The organism is Mesorhizobium sp. USDA 3734 (genome assembly GCF_056279665.1).
Map to the genome: position 1 here is coordinate 4,691,493 of NZ_JBWCCW010000001.1, position 20,640 is coordinate 4,712,132.

The 20,640-nt window shown below is 60.9% G+C and carries 18 protein-coding genes and 4 pseudogenes; 12 read left to right on the forward strand and 10 right to left on the reverse strand.

Annotated elements, in window-relative coordinates; genetic code table 11:
* The first annotated feature begins 2 nt into the window (after positions 1-2).
* From phnK to ACZ89F_RS22740, 3 genes are all read left to right on the forward strand, one after another.
* Entirely contained in the window at positions 3-800 is a 798-nt protein-coding gene (gene phnK / locus ACZ89F_RS22730; protein WP_476094341.1) for a phosphonate C-P lyase system protein PhnK, read from the forward strand.
* Between the two features lie 18 nt (positions 801-818).
* Entirely contained in the window at positions 819-1,589 is a 771-nt protein-coding gene (gene phnL, locus ACZ89F_RS22735; RefSeq protein WP_476094342.1) for a phosphonate C-P lyase system protein PhnL, read from the forward strand.
* 113 nt (positions 1,590-1,702) lie between these two features.
* Positions 1,703-1,936 carry a DUF6429 family protein gene (locus ACZ89F_RS22740; protein ID WP_476094343.1) on the forward strand — a complete coding sequence of 78 codons (234 nt, stop codon included), beginning with the start codon at positions 1,703-1,705 and terminating at the stop codon, positions 1,934-1,936.
* Here the strand turns inward: ACZ89F_RS22740 and ACZ89F_RS22745 are convergent.
* Positions 1,917-2,069, reverse strand: a pseudogene (locus ACZ89F_RS22745) (transposase domain-containing protein); the annotation flags it as partial. The gene ACZ89F_RS22740 and the pseudogene ACZ89F_RS22745 sit on opposite strands and share 20 nt — an antisense overlap.
* Positions 2,070-2,144: 75 nt before the next feature.
* Between ACZ89F_RS22745 and ACZ89F_RS22750 the strand changes: the two are divergent.
* The 4 genes and pseudogenes from ACZ89F_RS22750 (at position 2,145) to ACZ89F_RS22765 (ending at position 7,553) form a co-directional block, all read left to right on the forward strand.
* Positions 2,145-2,829, forward strand: a pseudogene (locus ACZ89F_RS22750) (IS6 family transposase).
* A 377-nt stretch (positions 2,830-3,206) separates the two neighbouring features.
* Entirely contained in the window at positions 3,207-3,404 is a 198-nt protein-coding gene (locus ACZ89F_RS22755; RefSeq protein ID WP_476094344.1) for a DUF982 domain-containing protein, read from the forward strand.
* Positions 3,405-3,774: 370 nt separating this feature from the next.
* Positions 3,775-5,661 carry an ABC transporter ATP-binding protein gene (locus ACZ89F_RS22760; RefSeq protein ID WP_476094345.1) on the forward strand — a complete coding sequence of 629 codons (1,887 nt, stop codon included), beginning with the start codon at positions 3,775-3,777 and terminating at the stop codon, positions 5,659-5,661.
* Positions 5,661-7,553 (forward strand): ABC transporter ATP-binding protein, encoded by a 1,893-nt coding sequence (locus tag ACZ89F_RS22765; protein ID WP_476094346.1) that lies wholly within the window; start codon positions 5,661-5,663, stop codon positions 7,551-7,553. Before ACZ89F_RS22760 ends, ACZ89F_RS22765 begins: the two co-directional genes overlap by 1 nt.
* A gap of 83 nt (positions 7,554-7,636) precedes the next feature.
* On the opposite strand, the gene ACZ89F_RS22770 is transcribed toward ACZ89F_RS22765, so the two are convergent.
* Both ACZ89F_RS22770 and ACZ89F_RS22775 read right to left on the reverse strand, forming a co-directional pair.
* The gene (locus ACZ89F_RS22770) at positions 7,637-8,014 is read right to left on the reverse strand and encodes a cold-shock protein (protein ID WP_476094347.1); all 378 of its coding nucleotides are present in this window, start codon (positions 8,012-8,014) and stop codon (positions 7,637-7,639) included.
* Between the two features lie 111 nt (positions 8,015-8,125).
* Positions 8,126-8,350 (reverse strand): hypothetical protein, encoded by a 225-nt coding sequence (locus ACZ89F_RS22775; protein WP_476097476.1) that lies wholly within the window; start codon positions 8,348-8,350, stop codon positions 8,126-8,128.
* Here ACZ89F_RS22775 and ACZ89F_RS22780 point away from each other — a divergent pair.
* A complete protein-coding gene (locus tag ACZ89F_RS22780) occupies positions 8,350-8,580 on the forward strand; it encodes a hypothetical protein (protein ID WP_476097477.1) in 231 nt (76 codons plus the stop codon). The two genes, ACZ89F_RS22775 and ACZ89F_RS22780, sit on opposite strands and share 1 nt — an antisense overlap.
* Here ACZ89F_RS22780 and ACZ89F_RS22785 read toward each other — a convergent pair.
* Positions 8,539-9,057, reverse strand: a pseudogene (locus ACZ89F_RS22785) (DUF4158 domain-containing protein); the annotation flags it as partial. The gene ACZ89F_RS22780 and the pseudogene ACZ89F_RS22785 overlap by 42 nt on opposite strands.
* A 683-nt stretch (positions 9,058-9,740) precedes the next feature.
* Between ACZ89F_RS22785 and ACZ89F_RS22790 the strand changes: the two are divergent.
* Both ACZ89F_RS22790 and ACZ89F_RS22795 read left to right on the forward strand, forming a co-directional pair.
* Positions 9,741-9,968, forward strand: a complete 228-nt coding sequence (locus ACZ89F_RS22790) for a CopG family transcriptional regulator (protein ID WP_476094348.1) — start codon at positions 9,741-9,743, stop codon at positions 9,966-9,968.
* Positions 9,965-10,402, forward strand: a complete 438-nt coding sequence (locus ACZ89F_RS22795) for a TA system VapC family ribonuclease toxin (RefSeq protein ID WP_476094349.1) — start codon at positions 9,965-9,967, stop codon at positions 10,400-10,402. The genes ACZ89F_RS22790 and ACZ89F_RS22795 overlap by 4 nt, the downstream gene beginning before the upstream one ends.
* Before the next feature lie 446 nt (positions 10,403-10,848).
* Here ACZ89F_RS22795 and ACZ89F_RS22800 read toward each other — a convergent pair whose 3' ends face one another.
* From ACZ89F_RS22800 to queC, 5 genes are all read right to left on the reverse strand, one after another.
* Positions 10,849-11,427 (reverse strand): hypothetical protein, encoded by a 579-nt coding sequence (locus ACZ89F_RS22800; protein ID WP_476094350.1) that lies wholly within the window; start codon positions 11,425-11,427, stop codon positions 10,849-10,851.
* 34 nt (positions 11,428-11,461) lie between these two features.
* Positions 11,462-12,004, reverse strand: coding sequence for a GNAT family N-acetyltransferase (locus tag ACZ89F_RS22805; protein ID WP_476094351.1), 543 nt, complete (start codon positions 12,002-12,004; stop codon positions 11,462-11,464).
* A gap of 98 nt (positions 12,005-12,102) precedes the next feature.
* The gene (gene queE, locus ACZ89F_RS22810; RefSeq protein ID WP_258124006.1) at positions 12,103-12,828 is read right to left on the reverse strand and encodes a 7-carboxy-7-deazaguanine synthase QueE; all 726 of its coding nucleotides are present in this window, start codon (positions 12,826-12,828) and stop codon (positions 12,103-12,105) included.
* 5 nt (positions 12,829-12,833) lie between these two features.
* Positions 12,834-13,190 carry a 6-carboxytetrahydropterin synthase QueD gene (queD, locus tag ACZ89F_RS22815; protein WP_258119877.1) on the reverse strand — a complete coding sequence of 119 codons (357 nt, stop codon included), beginning with the start codon at positions 13,188-13,190 and terminating at the stop codon, positions 12,834-12,836.
* Complete coding sequence (gene queC / locus ACZ89F_RS22820; RefSeq protein ID WP_258119878.1) at positions 13,190-13,888, reverse strand: 7-cyano-7-deazaguanine synthase QueC; 699 nt, start codon at positions 13,886-13,888, stop codon at positions 13,190-13,192. Before queC ends, queD begins: the two co-directional genes overlap by 1 nt.
* 480 nt (positions 13,889-14,368) lie before the next feature.
* On the opposite strand from queC, the gene ACZ89F_RS22825 reads away from it, so the two are divergent.
* Together ACZ89F_RS22825 and tnpC are read left to right on the forward strand one after the other, a co-directional pair.
* The gene (locus ACZ89F_RS22825) at positions 14,369-14,758 is read left to right on the forward strand and encodes a hypothetical protein (protein ID WP_476094352.1); all 390 of its coding nucleotides are present in this window, start codon (positions 14,369-14,371) and stop codon (positions 14,756-14,758) included.
* A 725-nt stretch (positions 14,759-15,483) separates the two neighbouring features.
* Positions 15,484-16,071: pseudogene (tnpC, locus tag ACZ89F_RS22830) on the forward strand (IS66 family transposase); the annotation flags it as partial.
* Between the two features lie 45 nt (positions 16,072-16,116).
* Here the strand turns inward: tnpC and ACZ89F_RS22835 are convergent.
* On the reverse strand, positions 16,117-20,139 hold the full coding sequence (locus tag ACZ89F_RS22835; protein ID WP_476094353.1) for a Ulp1 family isopeptidase: 4,023 nt from the start codon (positions 20,137-20,139) through the stop codon (positions 16,117-16,119).
* Positions 20,140-20,640 lie beyond the last annotated feature (501 nt).

The window sequence follows — 20,640 nt, forward strand, 5'->3', positions numbered from 1 at the left end:
CGATGGGCGCGATCAGCAAGCTTCTCCCGAAACCGCCTCTGCTGCAGGTCTGCGGTCTTTCGAAATCCTATGGCGGTCAAGTCGGCTGCCTCGACATCTCCTTCGCGATCCGACCCGGCGAGGTGCTCGGCATCGTCGGTGAAAGCGGCTCAGGCAAATCGACGTTGCTGGCGTGTTTGTCGGGAAGGCTGGAACCGGATGCGGGCGCTATAGTCTACGACGTGCACAACCGCGGACCGATGGACATTCTTGCGTTCTCTGAGCCGGAGCGGCGCCGGCTCGCGCGCACGGATTGGGGCATTGTCCACCAGAACCCACGCGACGGCTTGCGAATGGACGTTAGCGCAGGTGGTAACGTAGGCGAGCGGCCGATGGCTATCGGAGCGCGGCACTACGGCAATATTCGAGCCGAAGCACAGGACTGGCTGAGGAAAGTTGAGATCGACATCGAGCGAACCGACGGTACGCCTAATACCTTCTCCGGTGGCATGCAGCAGCGCCTACAGATCGCTCGCAACCTTGTCACCAAGCCCCGCCTCGTCTTCATGGATGAACCGACCGGCGGGCTCGACGTTTCTGTGCAGGCCCGACTGCTCGATCTCCTGCGCGGCCTCGTACGTGAACTTGGCGTGGCCGTCATCATCGTCACCCACGACCTTGCCGTAGTGCGGCTCCTCGCCGACCGGTTGATGGTCATGCAGCGCGGCCGCGTCATCGAGGAAGGCCTGACCGACCAGGTCCTCGACGATCCCCATCATCCCTATACTCAACTGCTAGTCTCCTCCGTCCTGCAGGTTTGAGGCGGCAAGGATATCATCATGACCATTCGCCTGCATGCAAAGGGTCTTACCAAGACCTTCACACTCCACACCCAGGGAGGCATTGTCCTCCCGGTCTTCAAAGACATCGACCTCGCGGTGAAAGCCCGCGAATGCGTGTGCCTGCACGGCCCGTCCGGCGCCGGCAAGTCGACGCTTCTGCGCTCGCTCTATGCCAATTACAAACCAGATGCCGGACAAATTCTCGTCGAACATCTCGGTGAGACAGTCAATCTGCTTTCTGCGGAACCCTGGGAAGTCGTGGAAATCCGCCGCCGCACGGTCGGTTACGTTAGTCAGTTCCTGCGTGTTATCCCTCGCGTAACCGCCCTCAATGTCGTTGCGGAGCCCGCGATCGCCAACGGTATGCCGGCAGACGAGGCCAAAGCGCTCGCAATGACCCTGCTCACTCGCCTGCGCATCCCCGAACGGCTGTGGTCGCTCGCACCTGCCACCTTCTCCGGCGGCGAACAGCAGCGCGTCAACATCGCCCGCGGTTTCATCGTCGACTACCCAATCCTGCTCCTAGATGAGCCGACTGCGTCGCTCGATGCCGCCAATCGCGCAACCGTGGTAGACCTCATCAACGAAGCCAAGGCTCGCGGCGCCGCCATCGTCGGCATCTTCCACGACGGAGAGGTTCGAGATTTCGTCGCGGACCGCCTGTTTGAGGTCCGTGCGATAACGGCCGCGCGAAAGACTATCTCGAACATTGAGGGAGAGCCGGTCGGTCTCAGCATGCGTTCGCCAGAGTCTATTCCGGTACAATGACATCTGGTGTTTTCTAGGCAAGGTGCTGTCCGCCGTCCAGGGCTATCATCTGACCCGTCATTGACGGTGTTTCCAGCAGCCACGGCGGGTGCGGTCTGTGTTAAGCTGCAGCGATGGAGATCGACACCGACAAGATCGATGATGCGGTCCTGGCACTGCTTTGGCTGACCCTGCACAATGAACGGTGCGCCTGGAAGAGCTTTGACTGGGACGTGACGGATCGACTTCACCGGAAGGGATTGATCGCCGACCCGGACAACAAGGCAAAATCCTTGGTGTTGCCGGACGAGGGTCTTCGGCGCTGGGAGGAACTGTTCCGCGCGCTGTTTACGCGGCCGACGCCATGACCGCCCGAGCGGGCTGCCAGTTCCATGGCAGCAGGTCCTCGAGCCGTGTGATCGACGTGTCGGCGACGCGGGCGAGGACATCGGCCAGCCAGGCCTGCGGATCGACGTCGTTGAGCTTGGCGGTGTTGATCAGCGGGTTCTGTCGCAAACGGAATGGCAACCCATATCTGGCACGAAGGCCTTTCTTTTTTCGGGGAGCTCGCTTGCTATGTTCAAAGGCCGTCATTTCGACCGATCAGTGATCTTGCTGTGCGTGCGCTTGGTATCTGGCCTACAATCTCAGCCTGCGCGATCTGGAAGAGATGATGGCCGAACGCGGCCTGAACGTCGACCATTCGACTGTGCACCGCTGGGTCGTTCACTTCTCGCCCCAACTTCTGGAGGCAAGCGCGCCGTCACCGGCAAGTGGCACATGGATGAGGCATACATCAAGATACGCGGCCAATGGATGTATCTCTATCGTGCCGTCGACGGCGTCGGCGACACGATCGAGTTCTTCTTCAGCGAACACCGCGACCTGCCGGCAGCCAGCGCTTCTTCCGGAAGGCCCTGGAGCGCCACGGCAGACCGGATCGCATCGTCATCGACGGCAGCCCGACCAATATGAGGCGATCATTTCCTGCGACGCCGAACACCGTCTGCGGAATCGATCGCGACGAGCGCTGAAGCCGATCCGCATCTGCAAGAGCAAGTACCTCAACAATTGGATCGAGCAGGACCATCGGCGCATCAAGCGCCGCACTCGGTCAATGCTCGGCTTCAAGTCGATGGCCAGTGCCGATGCCGTCCTTTCCGGCATCGAGATGGTTCACATGATGCGCAAACGGCAGGAGAGGTTCGCCTATAATCCACGTCCCTCGATCGCCGAGCAGTTCGAAATCCTTGCAGCATGATCATCGGCGCGAAAGCGTGCCGTTGTAACAAAGCACGATTTGCGACAGAACCCTCCGCCACGGGCATACGAAAAGTCACCGAGGACGCCCTGCGATCGGCAGGCTTGATGCACTAACGTCGCCGAAACAACACAACTTTCAGGACCACCTTATGGTCAGCAAAAATTCGATATCGGGCCATTCCTGTAGGTCTGGCATGGATTTCGTCCCGGTTCGGCAGGTGCCAGCAAGACATTTGTTGCCTTTTCCAGAATGTCTCGCCACGGATTCGGGCAGGCCAGGCTTGGTCGGACCATCCGGACGATTTCTTTCAAGACCGTTGGTGAACTGAGGGAAGCTCTTGGCGGGCGATTTGGACACGAAGCGTTGGAAGAGCTATGTCCGTGTGGAGCTGGGCGGGCGCGTTCCCTTCGACCCGAGCGGCGGCCGAGTGTCTTCTCCGCAGCTGGCCGACGGAATGGGGTCCGCGCCACAAGCGGGCCCGCGAGGCGTGTTCTGAAGGGCGAGCAGCCGCCCGAATTTGCGCGACAGGCTTTCGTCGAGGCGCCCGCGAGGCCGGAATACTGGCCGGCTGATGCGTCTAAGGAAGCGTTCGCGAGGCAAACCGCCCGTCGATAGCGAGGGCCAAACGTCTCGGAACGCGCGCAAGGGTAGTGGCTGAGCTTGAAATATGCGAACTCGGTATAGGCGTTGCCGCATATCGGCCCGAGCTCCTATGGCTCGAAGAGCAGCATTGAAGGCCTCGACGCTATCTGCGGACGAATTTCGTGACCGAGATGTGAGGCGCTCGCCGCGCCGGGCTGCATTTTGCGGACGATGGCGACGACCAATGGCTGCACGCCTTTCAGGCATAGTGCGATGCCGCCATTGGCCCCTTGAACGGTCAAGTCGGACACGCGTACCATCGCGCCATCTGAATTGAGTCTGCTTCATTGGTCCGGGCTAATGTCCGGAGTGGTCTGGATATTTTCCTTGCGTACGGATGCAACCAGCGGCGCGGCGAAGCGCGGTAAATCGTTTGTCCATGTGGCGGAAGCCTCCTGGGGCAAAGGCCTCAGCACCCTGCTGCGTATCGTGCGAATGACGCTGCGCCATCCCTGGCAAGTCGCCATCACCATCGTTTCGACCTTCATTGCCGCGACGCTGCAGCTTTTCATTCCACGCTTGCTGGGACGCGCCATCGACCAGGCGCAGGGCGTCATGACTGCTGGTGCTGGTCCTGCGGCAGAGCACGCGCTATGGAACACGGCGCTCACGCTGCTCGTCGTCAGCATCCTGCGCGGCCTCTTCACTATGGCGCAGAACTACTATGGCGAGGCCGTCGGCCACCGGACCGGCTATGAACTGCGGCTGGCCTTCTATGAGAAGATCCAGCGCCTGAGCTTCTCCTTCCACGACCGGGTCCATACCGGCGATCTCATCACGCTCGGCATGCTCGATCTCGACGGCGTGCGCATGTTCTTCTCCACCGGCATCGTGCGCGTCGTGCTGCTCGGCGTGCTGATCGGCGTCGGCGCTTATCTGCTGATCAGCACCGATCTCGTGCTCGGGCTGCTCAGCCTGAGCTTTGTGCCGTTCGTCGCCTGGCGATCCTCGGTCACGCAGCTGGCGCTGCGCAGCACTTGGCTGACGTTGCAAGAGCGGCTGTCGGTGCTGAGCCGGGTGATGGATGAGAACCTCGGTGGCATCCGTGTCGTGCGTGCTTTTGCGGCGCAGCGGCATGAGCTGGAAAAGTTCGACCGCGCCAAGCAGGATGCGCTGGACCTCGCCAACCAGCGCGTCGGCATCCGCGTTAGCAACACCAGCGCCATGAACTTCTCGTTCCTCGCCGCCATGGGCTTGGTGCTCTGGTTCGGCGGCCAGAAGGTGATTGCGGGCCAGATCAGCGTCGGCACGCTGGCCCAGTTCCTCACCTTCATGACCATCTTGCAGATGCCAGTGCGCCAGCTCGGCCTGATGGTCAATTCATTCGCCCGCGCTTCGACCTGCGGCACGCGACTGTTCGAACTGCTGGACACCGAACTCGATATCGAGGACGCACCCGACGCCAGGGACCTTGTCGTCACTGACGGTGTGCTGCGCTTCGACAATGTCGGCTTCCGCTACGCGGGCGCTGGTCGCCCGACGCTATCCGGGATCTCCTTCGAGGCAAGGTCGGGCCAAACCATCGGCATTGTCGGTCCGCCCGGCAGCGGCAAGTCGACCATCGCGCACCTGATCCCGCGCTTCTACGATGTGACGTCAGGTGCCATCACCATCGATGGCCAGGACATCAGCAAAGTCACGCTGGAATCGCTGCGCAAGGCGGTCGGCGTGGTGCAGCAGGACGCATTCCTGTTCACCACCTCGATCGAGAACAACATCGCCTACGGCAATCCATGGGCGCGCGAGACCCGCATCGGGCAAGCCGCCGAGTTTGCCCAATTGCACAACTACATCATCGGGCTTCCGGCGGGCTACACCACAGTCGTTGGCGAACGCGGCGCGTCACTTTCCGGCGGTCAGCGCCAGCGCCTGACCATCGCCCGCAGCCTGATGCTGCGGCCATCGGTGCTGGTCTTCGACGATTCCACCGCGGCCATCGACGCCGGCACCGAGCAGCGGATCCGGGCAGCGATGAAACGCTTCGCAAAGGATCGCGTCACGCTCATCATCTCGCACCGGCTGAGTTCACTGATGCATGCCGACCAGATCCTGTTCGTGGAGGGCGGCCGGGTCATCGAGCGCGGCACGCATGAGGAACTGCTGGCGCTCGGCGGCCGGTACCGCGCCCTCTACGACCTGCAGCTGCGGCCGGACGACGACCGACCCGTTGAAACGGGAGCCGGGTGATGTCGACGCATAGCGACGACGAGCAGGAAGACACCAGCGGGCGGCCGACAAAGGCGGTCGTCGGCTCGCACCGCGACGAGGAAGAAGTCTTCGGCAAGGCCTATGATCCGCGCATCGTGCGGCGCATCTGGAGCTTCGTGAAACCGTATCGGGGCCGGATTTTCATCTCGGTCGCCGCGGTCCTGGTGTTCACGCTGACGCAGCTGGCGATCCCGCTGGTCATCCGCTACGCCATCGACCAAGGCATGGCGGCGGGCACGCTCGACCGGTCGGTGATGATCTGGGCGACGGGCGCCTTCGCGACGATCATCCTCATCAACTACGGCGCCAGCTATATGCAGGAGAGCGTCGTCGGCAAGGTGGCCGAAAACGTGCTCTCCGACCTGCGTCGCGCCATGTTCAGCCACCTGCAGCGGGTCTCGCTGAGCTTCATGGACAAGACCGAGGCCGGCCGGCTGATGTCGCGCCTGCAGGGCGACGTGAATTCGATGCAGGAATTCCTTGAAACGTCGGTGATGTCGGTGGGCGACATCGTGCTGTTGTTCGGCATCGTCAGCGTCCTGCTCTGGCTCGATTTCCGGCTCGGGCTGCTGACGCTGTCGACCATGCCGGTGCTGTTCATCGTGCGCCTTTTCTGGCTGCCGCGCGCCAAGGTCGCCTTCATGGCGGCGCATGAAACCAACTCGATCGCCAACGGTGCGCTGGCCGAAGGCATCCATGGCGTGCGCACGGTACAGAGCCTGGAACGCCAGCATGTCAATTTCGATCTTTATGACGAGAAGGTGCTGGCCAATCTCAATGCTCATCTGAGGTCGGCCAAGTATGCGCAGGTGATGGTGCCGATCGTCGACACGCTGACCGGGTTCGCCATGGCGACAGTCATCGTCGTGGGCGGCTCGATGGTGCTGTCGCACAGCCTCGACGTCGGCGTCATGGTGGCATTCCTGTTCTACATCCAGCGCTTCTTCGACCCGATCCGCTCGCTCACCATGCAGTACAGCGTGATGCAGCGCGCCATGGCTTCGGGCCAGCGCATCTCCGAAGTGCTCGACGTGCCGGTGGACGTCAGCGATAAGGACAATGCTGTTAAGCTGTCGCGCGACATGGACGGCTCGGTCGAGTTCAGGAACGTCACCTTCGGCTACCGGCAGAACCTGCCGGTGCTGAAGAACGTCTCCTTCCGCGTCAATCCGGGCGAGACCGTAGCACTTGTCGGCCCGACCGGATCGGGCAAGTCCAGTTCGATGGCGCTGGTGCATCGTTTCTACGATGTCTGGTCGGGTCAGGTCCTGGTCGGCGGGCACGATGTGCGCGACCTGACACAGGATTCGCTCGGAGAGCAGGTGGCAATGGTGCTGCAGGAGCCGTTCCTGTTCTCAGGAACGGTGCTGGAGAACATCCGCTATCATAAAACCGGCGCCAGCCGCGAGGAGGTGGTCCGCGCCGCACTGGCCGTCGGCGCGCACGAGTTCATCGAGAACTTGACCGATGGCTACGACACCGAACTCGAGCAGCGTGGCGGCAACCTCTCGCTCGGCCAGCGTCAGCTGATCAGCTTCGCGCGGGCGCTGGTGGCCGACGCCAAGATCCTTGTGCTCGACGAAGCCACGGCCAGCATCGATTCCTACACAGAGATGCTGATCCAGAAGGCGCTGATAAAACTGCTGGAAGGCCGTACAGGGCTGGTTATTGCCCATCGCCTGGCCACCATCCGCGGCGCCGACCGAATCATCGTGCTGCAGAACGGCGAGATCGTCGAAAGCGGCAACCACGAACAGCTGATGGCAAAAAAAGGCCACTACGCCCGTCTCTACAACATGAACTACGTTTCGTTCGACGACATTTCCGAGGAAGAGATGGGAATGGACGCGGCCGTCGGCAAAGCGACGTGAGCAGGACTCGCGGAGCCGGACAGATAGCCTCTGCCGCCTTCTGCTAAGTGGAAATAACGGCCGTGCACAGAGATTCTGACTGTCTAGCGTTGGCTTTGGGAGGCGACGTATTGGTGATAGAAACCCCACCGCCGTAAATCGCCGTCCTGCACTTCGCCAGCATGAGCGGCGACGCCGAGCAGGATGCTCCGGACTTCCAAGCCTTTTTTGCCCTGCCCGCATTCGACAAACACTTTCTGGCCCTCCACCAGCACACTGAGTCCTGAGCGGTTCAACGCGGTAGCATGAACGAAAACGTCCTTCTCACCGTTATCGGGTGCAATGAAGCCGAAGCCTTTTTCGGGATTGTACCATTTGATCGTGCCCTGGCTCTTCAGCTGCGCACCCGTATCAGCGGTGGACTCTCCAGCGCGGCGCGTATCTGCCGGCGTTTTCGCGATCTGATCGCTGATCTCCAGCACTTGCACCACCTGATGACCTCTTGGACTTTCTTCAACCGCGACGTTGAGAGAACAGCCTTCCTATCAGCTTGATGAACATCGTAACAGCATCGTCGGTGAGCCCTAGCTGAGTTAGATGACCTGCGCCACGATCAGAGCGTGTCGACGACTGGCATTGAAGTCGTTGGCCAGCCAGGCCGGCGTAGCATTGCCTTCACGGATCATCTGGTCCCAGCGACCCGATGATATGCGGACCTGCAGTTTCGGATCGACTTCAGCGTCCGCAGATAGGCGATACGGTCGGCAAGCCCGACCCAGTTCGATGCACCAGGTGCTTCTGGCGATGATCGCAGCCAATGAAAGCGCGTCTGCCCGATGGTTTGGTCAACCTCCAGAAGACGGTCGAGGGCTTGCAGCCTATCAGACGAAAGGCCTTCGATCAGCGTCTTTTCCGCACGCAGACGAGCGATAGCGCGACCCGCGATCCCCATCCGCTCGATAATGTTGGCCGCAGGGAGCAGCGAATTTCGATTGTGGAACTCCGCCACAATGGCGCCAGCTATCGAAGCACCGGCGTCTGTTGTTGAGCCCATCTCGATAGCCGTCAGCAATGCCGCACGCCGATCTTCGGCAGTTGCGTTTCGCTTCCGTGGATAACCTGGGAGATGAGCAATGTGATTGCTGCGGGTCTCCTCACGACGGGCATACAACCTGAATGCGGTCGAGCTTGCACCTACTTGCCCGCAACATAGTCAAGCATAGCTTTCGGCGGAACCCTCGTTGGCGAACAGTGGCCGGCCGGGATAGCGCATCAAGCAGAGTTGGATCGCGAAGCCGAGCTGATTGTGTTCGCGCCGCCGTAGCTGGATTTCCAGCAAATCGGCCGGCGCAAGAGAATAGTGCCGGATCAGACTGTCTTCGTCGATCGGAATGGCGAGTAGCGTCTTTCGTTCGTGTTCTTTGAGAAGCGCACGTCGGGCCACTTTCCACTCCACTCTAGAACGGTAGTGGCCAAGCCTCTGTCCAAAGCAGCCTAGCGGTACAGGAGGCACCACAGCGAACATCCGGGTGTTCACTTTTCGTCCGGCCTTAGCGCAAGACTCTGAACAGCTCTTGTTCCGGCCCCATTCCGTCGGACCTGATCGCGGCCGCACGGGTGATCCTCGATCGACCAGAGTAAATCGGCATCGGGGGATCAGCGCCGATCTGCAATCGGCGCCGCTTCGACTTGGAACATTGCGATCTGGATTGGCAGGTCAAGGCCAGCCTTGACGATCGATGGCACAGCGCCGAGATTGTCCGAAGCACCACTACCCCGAACGATCCCGTTGTAAAGGCAGATGGCGTCGCCGACGAGAATGGCTGGACAATCGTTGTGATGTCTCCTCGCCGAGCTACGAGCGCATTCCGGGTCTGGCGATGCAGGCTACACAGCCATTGCGCGCGAGGCGCTCCGCGGGATTCGCCAACCTCCCCATTTTTTCATGCAGTCGGGCGTCGGCGGCGTGGCCGCTGCCTGGGCGGCCGCCTACGGCCCCTTTGCGCGACGGTCGCGAATATCGAGGCGACCTATGCCTGGCTGGAGATTTCGTTGGATAGCGAGGAGCCGTTCCACGTCGGTCACATCGCTTTGGCGACGGCTCTCTTGGATAGAGTTTCGCCGCTCCCAGCGGGTCCTAGTGGCTTGAGTGGCTGTCCTCGCTGCGCTATATGATGCGTGATGATTGATGCGCACCGGGAGGTCGATATGAGAACGACACTAGCGATAGATGACGACGTCCTGCTCGCGGCCAAGGCCATGGCCCGGCAGCAGGATCGCAGCGTCGGTGAGATCATCACCGATCTCGCCCGGCGCTCACTGCGCCGCCCGCAGGCCGGCGGCGAGCGCAACGGGATTCCTCTGCTGTCGCCTCGGTCGGATACACCTCCTGTCACGCTTGAGACGGTCAATGCCTTGCGTGACGAGCTGCCGTGACCTTCCTGCTCGACGTCAATGTACTGATCGCGCTGATCGATCCTGGCCATGTCGCCCATGACGACGCGCATGGCTGGTTCGAAGCGATCGGTCACGCCGCATGGGCCACTTGTCCCATCACCGAAAACGGCGTCATCCGCATCATCGGCAATCCGAAATATCCCAATTCTCCCGGTTCGCCTGCTGTCGTCGCGCAGATCGTTACTAAGTTACGCGCCCTGCCCGGCCACAGCTTCTGGCCCGACGATGTGAGCCTCGTCGGCTCAGGCGACATTGATGCGGCAAAAGTCCTGACTTCAGCACAGGTTACCGACATCTATCTTCTTGCGCTCGCTAAGGCGCATAGTGGCCATCTGGCGAGCTTCGACCGCAAGCTGTCGACGGCGGCCGTGAGAGGCGGGAAATCCGCACTGCATCTGATCCCCGCAAGATAGATCGCCGGAGTGTCCTTACAAACTGGGCCCAAGGCAAGATGTCACCGAGTTGCGCCTCCGCCGTCTCCGGAGGGCATTGCCGCGATGTCCAACGTCGCAGCGTCATTTACGACGCCACAGCCCAGCAGACGGCGGCTCCACGACAGCAGGCGCCGGCCGGCGGCTCGGTCGCCCTATTGATCAAGGAAGCCATCAGGGTTCATGCCTTCGAACACGCCTATGCGAAGGCCAACCTCGATCATCGAGCGACCAAGCCAAAGCACCCATGGACATCTCGTCTAGTCCTCCAGCAGATAACCCTTTCGATGCGGCAGAGGCTTGTTACCCGCGACCTTTGGCAATGATCTGCTTGGCGGCCGGAGGCGATGGAGTCCGGCGATCGAAGGGCGCCGATCAGTCGCGGCTTTCGCGGCTGCCGAGCGCGACAGCTAGCAATCGACCTGAATCTATTCAAAGCCTTGCGTCCTCCCCGCCAACGCAAAAAGCAGTTCACGGCGATGGCCATTTATCTGCTGGAGGCGGAAGGCAAACCGAGCCTGGACGACCACCCTGGTGCTCTTCTTCTGTCCGGCGCAGACGGCGCCGATCACTTTGCGCGCCATGTTGCGGACATCCCGGCCGACGGCGGCGACGTCGCCAGCAACGCGGCGGCCGTGCGTCGCCTTCTTGGGGATTCGGCTCTTGCGGAGGCCTGGCGCCAGGGCAGATTGTCCCATCAACGAGCGCCTCCTGCTTTGCTCGAGCAGGCGCAGGCCAGGGCGACGACGGCGCTGCTGCACAATCCACTGCGACCGGAGGGCGCGGACCGGCTCCGAGTCCTCGCGCTGGTCGGCAGGGAGATCGGGCCTAGCTGACATTGGGCGTGAAGATATTGGCCAAGCATAAAGGACAACTATCCAAAGCATCTCCGTACCGCTGGGATTGAGATCGGCCGCGATGGCAGGCAAGGCAAGATGAACAATTTTCAGATCGATGGAGACTACGAACGTCGGCAACGCCAGCACGGCGAGAGCCAACTCCACCATGTAGAACCACGCTTCTCAATGCCAGGGGTCAAAGTCACAGGACTAGGCGACCATGGTGTAGGTGAAGTAGCCAAAGCCCACGGCGACCACCACGTTTGCTAAAGGTCGCATTCATTCCGACATTGCCTTGCCATGTAAGAGACGCAACATCCGTGGGCCCATCAGAGGCCAGGCTTTGAAGCGTTGCGTCAACGAGCACTGAGCCGATCCCTCTGCTTCGGTGATCCGCAGACACCAGCACAAGGTCGATACTGGAGCTGTCTTCCGTTTCCCCTCGCTGCGTGGTGTGGATGAGCCCGATAGGATCCCCGCTCTGGTCGATATAGAAGAAAGAGGCCCCCAACAGAGTGTCTATATCCTGTAGCTCTCCCAGAATAAACTCAGATGGAATCTCGCCGACTTTGAAAGCGTTAGGCACATCCGCATAGGAACGGCGGTACAGGCGCCTGCCATGGGTGCTCCGCCATAACCGAGCTGCGCGGTAGGTCAACTGCGCCAGGATTGAACCACGGGTGCCCAGAGCGGCCACAATATCCCGAGCGGTAGCTGAGCCCCTCCGGTGTGTGCTCAAAAGCACCCAGCACCGCCGCAGGTACCCCGGCGGGGCCCTCAAATATGGGCCAACCCGTCCAGCCGAAGATTCGCAGGCCCAGTTCCCGCACAAAGCAGGCGAGACTAGACGCCCCTCCTGTTACCCCAGAGCATAACGTGCAACTGCGGCAGCACGCGCGCTTCGAACCACTTGTCGCGTGTCACCTTTTCAACGAGCCACTCCATGCGTTTCATTATTCCTTCCAGATCGACAGGCGCGCCTTCATCGCCAGGGCGCGGTGGCGTGTGATTGCCGGGTTGCAGATAGACCGGAAGGCGTGGAAATCGCGCGGCGGTGCCTTTGGCGTAGTCGTAGTCACGCTCGTCGAAAACAACGAGCTTGAGCACGACCTGCGGCTTCTCCTGCGCCGCTTCTATGCACGCCTCGAATGCAGCCCAATCGGTGCTCATTTCGCTTGATGGCGGCTTTGGGCTGAGGACCAGCACGTCAAGATCCGCAAACCAGTCCCTGACCACCGAACCTTGGGTTTCCAGCGCAAATCGGTAACCTTCACCATGGCCCCGCTCGATGAGCGCATCGAGCGGCTGAATGGCCGGATTGCCGCCTGACAGCGACACCATCACTGGCCGGCCACCGGAAAGCGCAACGACGCTTTGCCACACCGCATCGATTGTCATCATCTTCCATTGGTAGCGGAATTGATTGTCCACCGCATGGAGGCTGTCGCACCAGGAACAGCGGTAGTCACACCCGCCGGTCCTTATGAAGACTGTAGGCAAACCGATTAGCACTCCCTCGCCCTGGACGGTGGGCCCAAATATCTCGCTCACACGGATTGCGGGGTGCATGTCCGTCACGGCCGGTATTCCGCCCAGGTTTTCGGGGTTTCGCTCACCCGCACGGCCGCGGTTTCCGGCAGACGTGCCTTGCACCATTCATAAAGATGTCTGGCCAGGTATTCCGCCGTGACTTGCTCATGTCCCAGCACGTCGTTGAGGTGCTGATGGTCGAGGCTCTCATCGATATAGCGTTTGAGCGGCGCCAAATCGTGATAGTCGCGCACGAAGCCGTGTGCGTCCAGTTCTTTGGCCGAAAGCTCCACTTCGACAATGTAGTTATGCCCGTGCAGGCGCGCACACTGATGGTCCGAAGGCAAAGAGGTGAGCTGATGCGAGGCCGAGAAGTGGAATTCCTTGGTGATGCGGAACATCAGGCGCTCCTCCTCCGCAGCGCCTCGAGCCAGAAGTCGGCGTCTTCGTAGTAGGTTGGATCAGCGTGCCCCGCGAGATGAAACGCCTCGCGCCGCTCGACGCAGGTCCCACACCGTCCGCAGTGACGCTCGCCGCCCTTGTAACATGACCAGGTCTCCGCAAATGGCGTTCCGTGTCTTGCTCCATCCCCGACGATGTCCGCCTTCGTGAGGTTCACGAAAGGCGTATAAAGGCGAATCTCTGCGTAGCCGTCCAGCGCGCGGTCTTGCATCATCTGGAAAGCTTCGATGAAGGCCGGACGGCAATCTGGATAGATGAAATGGTCGCCGCCATGTACGGCCATCGCCACCGCTTCGGCCTTGTGTGCGGCGGCGAGACCGAAGGCGATTGCCAACATGATGGCGTTCCGGTTCGGCACCACCGTGATCTTCATAGTGTCTTCGGCATAGTGGCCGTCCGGCACGTCAACATTATCGGTCAGGGCTGAGCCGAAAAGGCCGCGGCCGACCTCGGAGATGTCGATGATCTGGTGCATAGTGTTCAGTCGCTCCGCGCAGAGAGCCGCGAAGCCCAATTCTTTCCTGTGCCGTTGGCCGTAATCGAAAGACAGGAGGCCGGCGAGCTCGTGCTCCGCTGCCACTCTGTGAGCAAGGGAAACGGAGTCCAATCCGCCGGAGCAGATGACGAGAGTCTTCATCGTGGTATCCTTGTTTTGACCGGGTAAGGCTGCGACCGGAGATTTCTCTGCGCTCCCCCTACCCCAGCGAGTCAACTTTGTGAACCCCGTGGAGTCTGCTGCGCTGACGTGCCGTGGTGCAGCAGGTCCCGACAGCGGGGCTAAGCCTCTTCAGTGGACGTTAGACTCAAGCGTATGCTCAGCAGGACAAATGCGAAGCGACCTCACGACATGGCGACGAAATCTGCGTTCGAGTAGCGGATGCTCGCAGAGGCCAAGGTAGATTGGCGAAGCGAGGAAGGAATGGCGTCCACGGTCGTAGCGCAGAAGGCCAAGTTCAAGGACAGTGCGCGCGCCTCGCTTCAGGATCAGTCCTAACCGGAACTCGCAATCCATCGGTGGCCGAGCGGCAGCCCAACAAGGGATTGGTCGTGCGCCGACATCTGTGAACAAGCCGTGTGCGGCGTTGCAATCACCACTGTATTGCGCGCAATTGCCTAAATGGCGTTGGATGAACTGGATTTGGCGATTTTCCAAATGGCGGTCGAAAGCGTCCGCTCACTCTCCCTAAGCTTCAACCAAAAAGCCGCGGAGATCGCCGCGAGGAGCCACGGTATCCTGGTTTTCGACGTGCGGGTCGACGGTGACTCGGAGGTCCAGAGGGTCGCAGCCATCCGATATCGAGGCGACCAGACTGGCGTGGTCGCGTTGGACAGACAGGGCCTTGTTATCCGCTATTGCATGGTCAATGGTACCTTCTCACATTTCATTGCGCCGTTGGAGAACTGGACTAGCATGCCCCTGTCAATGCAGGCCAAGATCGATGTCACCGTCGATGCCGGTCTCTTCCTAAGCGCCTTGCGAAAGGCCGGTCATATGCTTGGCAGCTAGCATATGACCGGAATGCATCTGTGGATTTTTGCATCCTGGGCATTCGAGCGGCTGCCCACCGTGGTTCTGTAGCGCGCGGATGTGTCAGGGCCCGGGGAGAGCGCGACGATCTGTTGCTCGCGTTCGGGACATCCTCACGACATGAGCATTGCCTTCTCCTTCACGTTACAGGATAAATACCGCCGGTGCTCCCTGTTCGCCGTCAGGTCGCGCTTCTATAGTTCATCGAGCAGGAAAAGCGCGCGATCGGCGCTTGCCCGAACGCTGCACCGAGACACGCCTCGCTAGTGTGCCGACGCGTTGAAGCGCCGCGTTGATTATGGGTCTTAGAGATCGAGCGCTCGGGCTGCTTCTCGAGATCACACCGCCACCCCTTTCTGTGACTTTGCGCTGGAGCTGATTCGGGTACAGAAGCGCGACATATGTGGAACGGCTCCGTTGGCTGGCGGAAAACAGCGTGACTGCGGACGACGCATGGTTCCAAGTTGGACCGCGGCAGCCGGTCTGACGCAATTCGGCCGGGCGCTCTATGAGCTCAACATTGACATCATCTGCGCCAACTCCCCCAGGCGAAGGGACGCGTTGAGCGCGCCAACCAGACGCTGCAGGGTAAGACCGTATGTCCGCCTCTGCCGATGAGGTGGCTCGCCCTACACTGCGCGTCCGAGGGTTTCTCGGACGGGCCGAGCCGATCCTCACCACAGGAGGACGAGCCGTGGCGGATCGTCTCCGAACGGCTCGATGTCACCCCGGCGAAGTTCCGGGTGATCGTCACGCGTCGACCCAAATATGCCTACAAGGGCTGGGACGGCGTTATCCAGGCAGCCGCTCCAGCCCGCATCATCGAAAGCGGCATTCCGACCGAAGCGCTGCTGGCGCAGATCGCCGTGTCGAAATACGCCGATGGCCTGCCGCTTTACCGCCAGGAAGCGATCTATGCCCGCGATCAGGTCGAGATCGACCGGTCACAGATGGCGCAGTGGATGGGCAAGGTCGGCTTCGAGCTCGAGCCGCTCGCCGATTACGCACTGACCCGCATCAAGCAGGGTGAGCGGGTCTTTGCCGATGAGACCACCCTCCCAACGCTGGCCCCAGGATCGGGCAAGGCCAAGACGGCCTACCTCTGGACCTATCTCCGCGATGATCGGCCGTTCGGTGGCAGCGGACCGCCCATCGTCGCCTACCGCTTCGAAGACAGCCGTGCCGGCGAATGCGTCGCCCGCCATCTGGACGGCTATCGCGGCATCCTGCAGGTCGACGGATACGCCGCCTATAACCGGCTGGCCCGATCGGATCGGGGCAATGACGGCGTGACGCCCGGCGCCACGGATAGCCGTGACGGCTCCTCCCCCGCAAAGTTATCTTGTGCGTTCAGGGAGCCACGGCGCCTGGGTTGGTTGATGAACACCGTCCGTTCGCGCAGGTGGGGTCGAACTAGTTCGTGGCGAAGAGGAGGCAAACTCCTCACCCAGCAGTTGCCGGAGTTCCCCTGGCTCGAATGCCATCATTGGTGGGGAGGCAGGTTCATCGTCCAACAGCTGCCGGGGCTCCTGCTCGTGCGGCAAGCGCCGCCTCAGCCGCTCTTGCAGCGCCTGCCGGTCGGCGATGAGGTCGTCGAGGGGCAGCGGTCCGTGGTCCGGCCGCTGCCCGGCCATCAATTGTCCAACCAGCGCCCACGTGCCGTCCAACACAAACACGCCGCAGTCGTAATCATTCGGCTGTCGGGTCATGGGGGCTGGCTCCCAGGTGGCGTTCAGCACCCTGGCGAGCTGTGTTGCAGGCTCGTCGTTGTAGCCCCGTCGCTGGAGGGAGTCGTAATGATAGGCGACCCGCATTTCCGGGTTGCGGCGATCAACCAGCAGCAGCGACCAATGAGTGCCCGGGTTAGTCGGAGTGCCATTGTTCACTGGCACGAACAGGAAGTCGGCTGGGGCGACATTTTGATTATAGATGGCCTGCAATGTCGCTTGCGCGTCTTGCGGCGTCGCGTGACGCAGCAGATGGGATACCGACGGATCCACCAGCCGCGTCCGGGCGGCGAGCGTTGGATCGATCCCCCGCAGCTCCTCCGCCAGCAAATCGTAATCCCTCTGGATATGGGCGTCGCTCAGCCACTCGGTGGCGCCGAGCACCGATCCGTTGGGGACATTGGACAGGGCTCTCGGACCCGACGGCCCGATCTGAGCATCGGAGGAGGTGGGCGTGGACGCAGTCAAATCAACCACTGGAAGACCGCGGTACGTGTCTGGCGCCCTGGCGGTTACTGGCGAGGCAGGTTCGGAAGCCTTTGTCGGTTGTGCTGGCGCAGCTTCAGTCATCGGCGGAAGTCGACGGCGATTGACGAGATGAAAGTCACCGGGCCCTCCCGCCCCCGGGACGGCGGCGGACCCTGGCTCTTGCATCATGGGCTGCCACTCCGTCTCGCGGAGCATCCGCCGCACCAACTCCTCGCTTAGCCACGCCAAAGCCTCATCGTCCGATGACGCCGGCACGGGAGAAAGCTCCTGCAGCGAGCCGGGCTGTCGAACGCCCTGGTGATGAGCCGGTACTGGCCCGGTAAACAGCGGCTGAAAGTCAGGCGCTGCAACCCAAGCATTGAGCTCGAATGGTGTGGGCGGATTCTCATGGACCATTGCTTCCACCCCGCCGTCCTGCCGGCTCGGCAGGACGTTGCTCCCGGGCAACTCGTCCGCGGCCGACTGGTGGTCGTGGCGCCAGTTCAAAGGATGAACGGCTCCCGCGGAATCCGGCGGCTGATGATGGCTCGCGCTCGACCCGAGCGATGGCAGTGGGCCGGCCTTATCCACCTCCCCCCAAAGTAGATCCTGATCGTAATCTTCTATAGCAACGACGGATGGCAAAGCGATAGCTTCATGCGGGGCACTTTGCTGCGCAGTGGCGCCTCCGACGCCGCTAGTCTCCGCTTGCAGTGCGCCCATCTGGTAGGTGGAGGGCTGCATCGGGATGCGACCGCCTGAATTGCCGCTCTCGCCCAGTTGCTGCTGAATAGCGACGGTTGGCGGGGTATTCAGGGTCCTCTGCCGCTTCGCTGGCCTCAACAGCGTTGTGGAATGTTCTTTGTTGATGATGACCCACTCGGGCGAAACGGCGGGAATATGGCGCTCGCGCTCCATCGCTTTAACGCCGGCGTGGGATTTTCGGAGACTAGCCAGTGCGTAACCGATGGCCTGATAACCATCGGCGTTCTTCTTATAGCCCGTGACATCTCCATCCAACGCCTTACCGGAAAGCCGATCAGCAATGCCCTTCTTGTTGTTTTGACGCAGGTAGTCACTGAAGCTCCTAAGAACAGTTGCATTTCTGCTGCCGGTTTTTGTCGGTGCTTCCTTTCTGTAGCGTTCGATGAGAACCGCGTCCTGGGGACAAGGCTTCAACTCAGCGCGGCCCGCGATCGGCACGATTCCGCCCGTCGACTGCGAGGTCCGGAGATGGCCTATTGCCGCAAGCAGCCTCGAGGGATCACCCTCTCCGATGAACTCGCGCGCATCCTCGTTCAGCGACCCGTGGTCGAGCCGATCCTTGATGGGATCTTTGTTGTTTGCGAGGAGCCAGCGGCCAAAGCTGAGAAGAGTACTCAGGTGGTGCTTGGCGGTGCTCTCAGTGGCCCCGCCTTTGATGAGGGCGCCCTTAAGCCCCAAAATCAGCGGAGCATCCTCGCGATAAAGAGGCTGGTTCCGAAGCCGAACTGACTGACCCGGCCGCTGCGGCGAAGACGAAGGGCCGGCTTCGTCCATCAGCTCCAAACGTACATCCTGATCGTGGGCTGCCGCAGAAAGCTCCTTTGGCCAGCTGCCAGGTTCCTGCGACGGGCTGTGCTGCGCGATTGCCTCGCCGACCCGCCCCGGCTCCATCAGTGCTGCGCCTGCGGGATCACGAACGGGAGGAATATTTCGCTCGCGCTCCATCGCTTTAACGCCGGCGTGCGATTTTCGGAGATGAGCCAGTGCAGCACCGATGTTCCGCTGACCACCGGCGTCATTCTTATAGGCCTTGACATCTTCAGCCAACGCCTTCTCGGAAAGCCGACCAGCAATGCCCTTCTTGTTGTTTTGGCGCAGGTAGTCACTGAAGCTCCTAAGAGCAACTGCATTCGTACTGCCGGTATCTGTCGTTGCTTCCTTTCTGTACTCTTTGATCAGTGCCGCGTCCTCCGGATGCGGAGTCAACTCAGCGCGGCCCGCGATCAGCACGACGCCGCCCGTCGATTGCTCGGTCCGGAAATGACCTATTGCCGTAATCAGTCTCGTGGGATTGCCCTTTCCGACGAACTCGCGCGCATCCTCGATCAGTGACTCGGAGTCGAGCCGATTACTAATGGGATCTTTGTTGTTTGCGAGGAGCCAGCGGCCAAAGCGGCGAAGAATACGGACGTTATTCTTGACGGTGTCCTCGGCGGCATTACCCTTGTTGAGAGCCTTCTCAAGGCCTAAAATAAGGGAAGCATCCTGGGGATAGGAAAGCTGCTGGTTTCGAGGCTGCTGCTTCCTGCGAAACGGAGCTGACTGAGCCGGCCGCGGCGCCGAAGACGACGGGCCGGGTTCGTCCATCAGCTCCAAACGATCAGGAACGGGAGGAATATGGCGCTCGAGCTCCACCACTTTAAGGCCGGCTTGCGATTTTCGGAGACAAGCCAATGCGTGACCGATGTTCCGATGACCACCGGCGTCCTTATAGCCCTTGACATCTCCATCCAACGCCTTACCGGAAAGCCGATCAGCAATGCCCTTCTTGTTGCTTTGACGCAGGTAGTCACTGAAGCTCCTAAGAACAGTTGCATTCGTACTGCCGGTATTTGTCGCTGCTTCGTTTCTATACTCATCGATTAGAGTCGCGTCCTGAAGATACGGAGTCAACTTAGAGCGGCCTGCGATCGGCACGATTCCGCCCGTCGACCGCGAGGTCCGGAGATGACCTATTGCCGCAAACAGCCTCGAGGGATCACCGTTTCCGATAAACTTGCGCGCATCATCGGTCAGCGACTGCTTGTCGAGCCGACCCTCCATGGGATCCTTGTTGTTTGCAAAGAGCCAATGGCCAAAGTTCAGAAGAGTACTTACATTGTTCTCGGCGGTGGACTCCGCGGCGTTGCCCTTGACGAGGGCCTCCTCAAGGCTGAGGATAAAGTCTTCATCCCTGAAATGAACAGGGTGCTTGCTGAGCCTTCTCAAAAATTTAGTTGCCCGAGCCGGCTGCAGCGCCGAGCCGGCCGGCATTGCTCCACCACCTCCACCTGAATTGGCGAGCTCGCTCAGTTGCCGCTCAAACGCCGCCGCACCTGCGGACGGAGCCGCACGTGAGCTATTTTGCAGGCCGGCCCTGTTCGATTGTCCGCACACCCGCTTGGTCGACGTGAAATCCATCCGTTCTCCCTTTCAGCAATATAAGCCCGCTTGAAGCTGGGCTTGGATCTGACATAGGCAAGCTGTCGATAACCTGACACGACAACGTGTGGCGGACGGCCCATTCGGTGAACCGAAGCTGTTCAGCGCCGCATCGCCGTCCAGCCCATGCAGTGCCAGCACGACAGCCCCGCCTCCAGCGCCCACAGTAAATGGGTCGAAACCGAGGTCTTGCCGATGTTCAGTGGCTCTGCCACCTCGCGCGGGAGTGCACCCCTGGAAAGAGACGGAGAAAATGAGCAGCTTCGGCCCCCAGACGTGCCAAACAAAAATCTCGCAGATCATTGACGCCGAATGGGTCGGGTGAAAGACCGTGGCCGTCGGTAACAGAGACCTGCATAGCCTTGGCGTGACCTGCACCTTGCCAGCCACTCACGCGCTCCGCGACAGTCGGTTGTCCTGTAAAATAACACAGCAGGGCGGCATCAGTCCTACGGGGCACCGCCTCCAAAGCTGAAATGC

What these genes read in the sequence shown, in the direction of transcription:
- phnK (WP_476094341.1), top strand. Translation starts at nt 3, where the DNA reads ATGGGCGCGATCAGCAAGCTTCTCCCGAAACCGCCTCTGCTGCAGGTC.
- ACZ89F_RS22800 (WP_476094350.1), bottom strand. Translation starts at nt 11,427, where the DNA reads ATGGTGGAGTTGGCTCTCGCCGTGCTGGCGTTGCCGACGTTCGTAGTC.
- phnL (WP_476094342.1), top strand. Translation starts at nt 819, where the DNA reads ATGACCATTCGCCTGCATGCAAAGGGTCTTACCAAGACCTTCACACTC.
- ACZ89F_RS22760 (WP_476094345.1), top strand. Translation starts at nt 3,775, where the DNA reads ATGTCCGGAGTGGTCTGGATATTTTCCTTGCGTACGGATGCAACCAGC.
- ACZ89F_RS22780 (WP_476097477.1), top strand. Translation starts at nt 8,350, where the DNA reads ATGAAAGCGCGTCTGCCCGATGGTTTGGTCAACCTCCAGAAGACGGTC.
- ACZ89F_RS22755 (WP_476094344.1), top strand. Translation starts at nt 3,207, where the DNA reads ATGTCCGTGTGGAGCTGGGCGGGCGCGTTCCCTTCGACCCGAGCGGCG.
- ACZ89F_RS22740 (WP_476094343.1), top strand. Translation starts at nt 1,703, where the DNA reads ATGGAGATCGACACCGACAAGATCGATGATGCGGTCCTGGCACTGCTT.
- queC (WP_258119878.1), bottom strand. Translation starts at nt 13,888, where the DNA reads ATGAAGACTCTCGTCATCTGCTCCGGCGGATTGGACTCCGTTTCCCTT.
- ACZ89F_RS22790 (WP_476094348.1), top strand. Translation starts at nt 9,741, where the DNA reads ATGAGAACGACACTAGCGATAGATGACGACGTCCTGCTCGCGGCCAAG.
- ACZ89F_RS22835 (WP_476094353.1), bottom strand. Translation starts at nt 20,139, where the DNA reads ATGGATTTCACGTCGACCAAGCGGGTGTGCGGACAATCGAACAGGGCC.
- queE (WP_258124006.1), bottom strand. Translation starts at nt 12,828, where the DNA reads ATGCACCCCGCAATCCGTGTGAGCGAGATATTTGGGCCCACCGTCCAG.
- queD (WP_258119877.1), bottom strand. Translation starts at nt 13,190, where the DNA reads ATGTTCCGCATCACCAAGGAATTCCACTTCTCGGCCTCGCATCAGCTC.
- ACZ89F_RS22765 (WP_476094346.1), top strand. Translation starts at nt 5,661, where the DNA reads ATGTCGACGCATAGCGACGACGAGCAGGAAGACACCAGCGGGCGGCCG.
- ACZ89F_RS22825 (WP_476094352.1), top strand. Translation starts at nt 14,369, where the DNA reads ATGGCGTTGGATGAACTGGATTTGGCGATTTTCCAAATGGCGGTCGAA.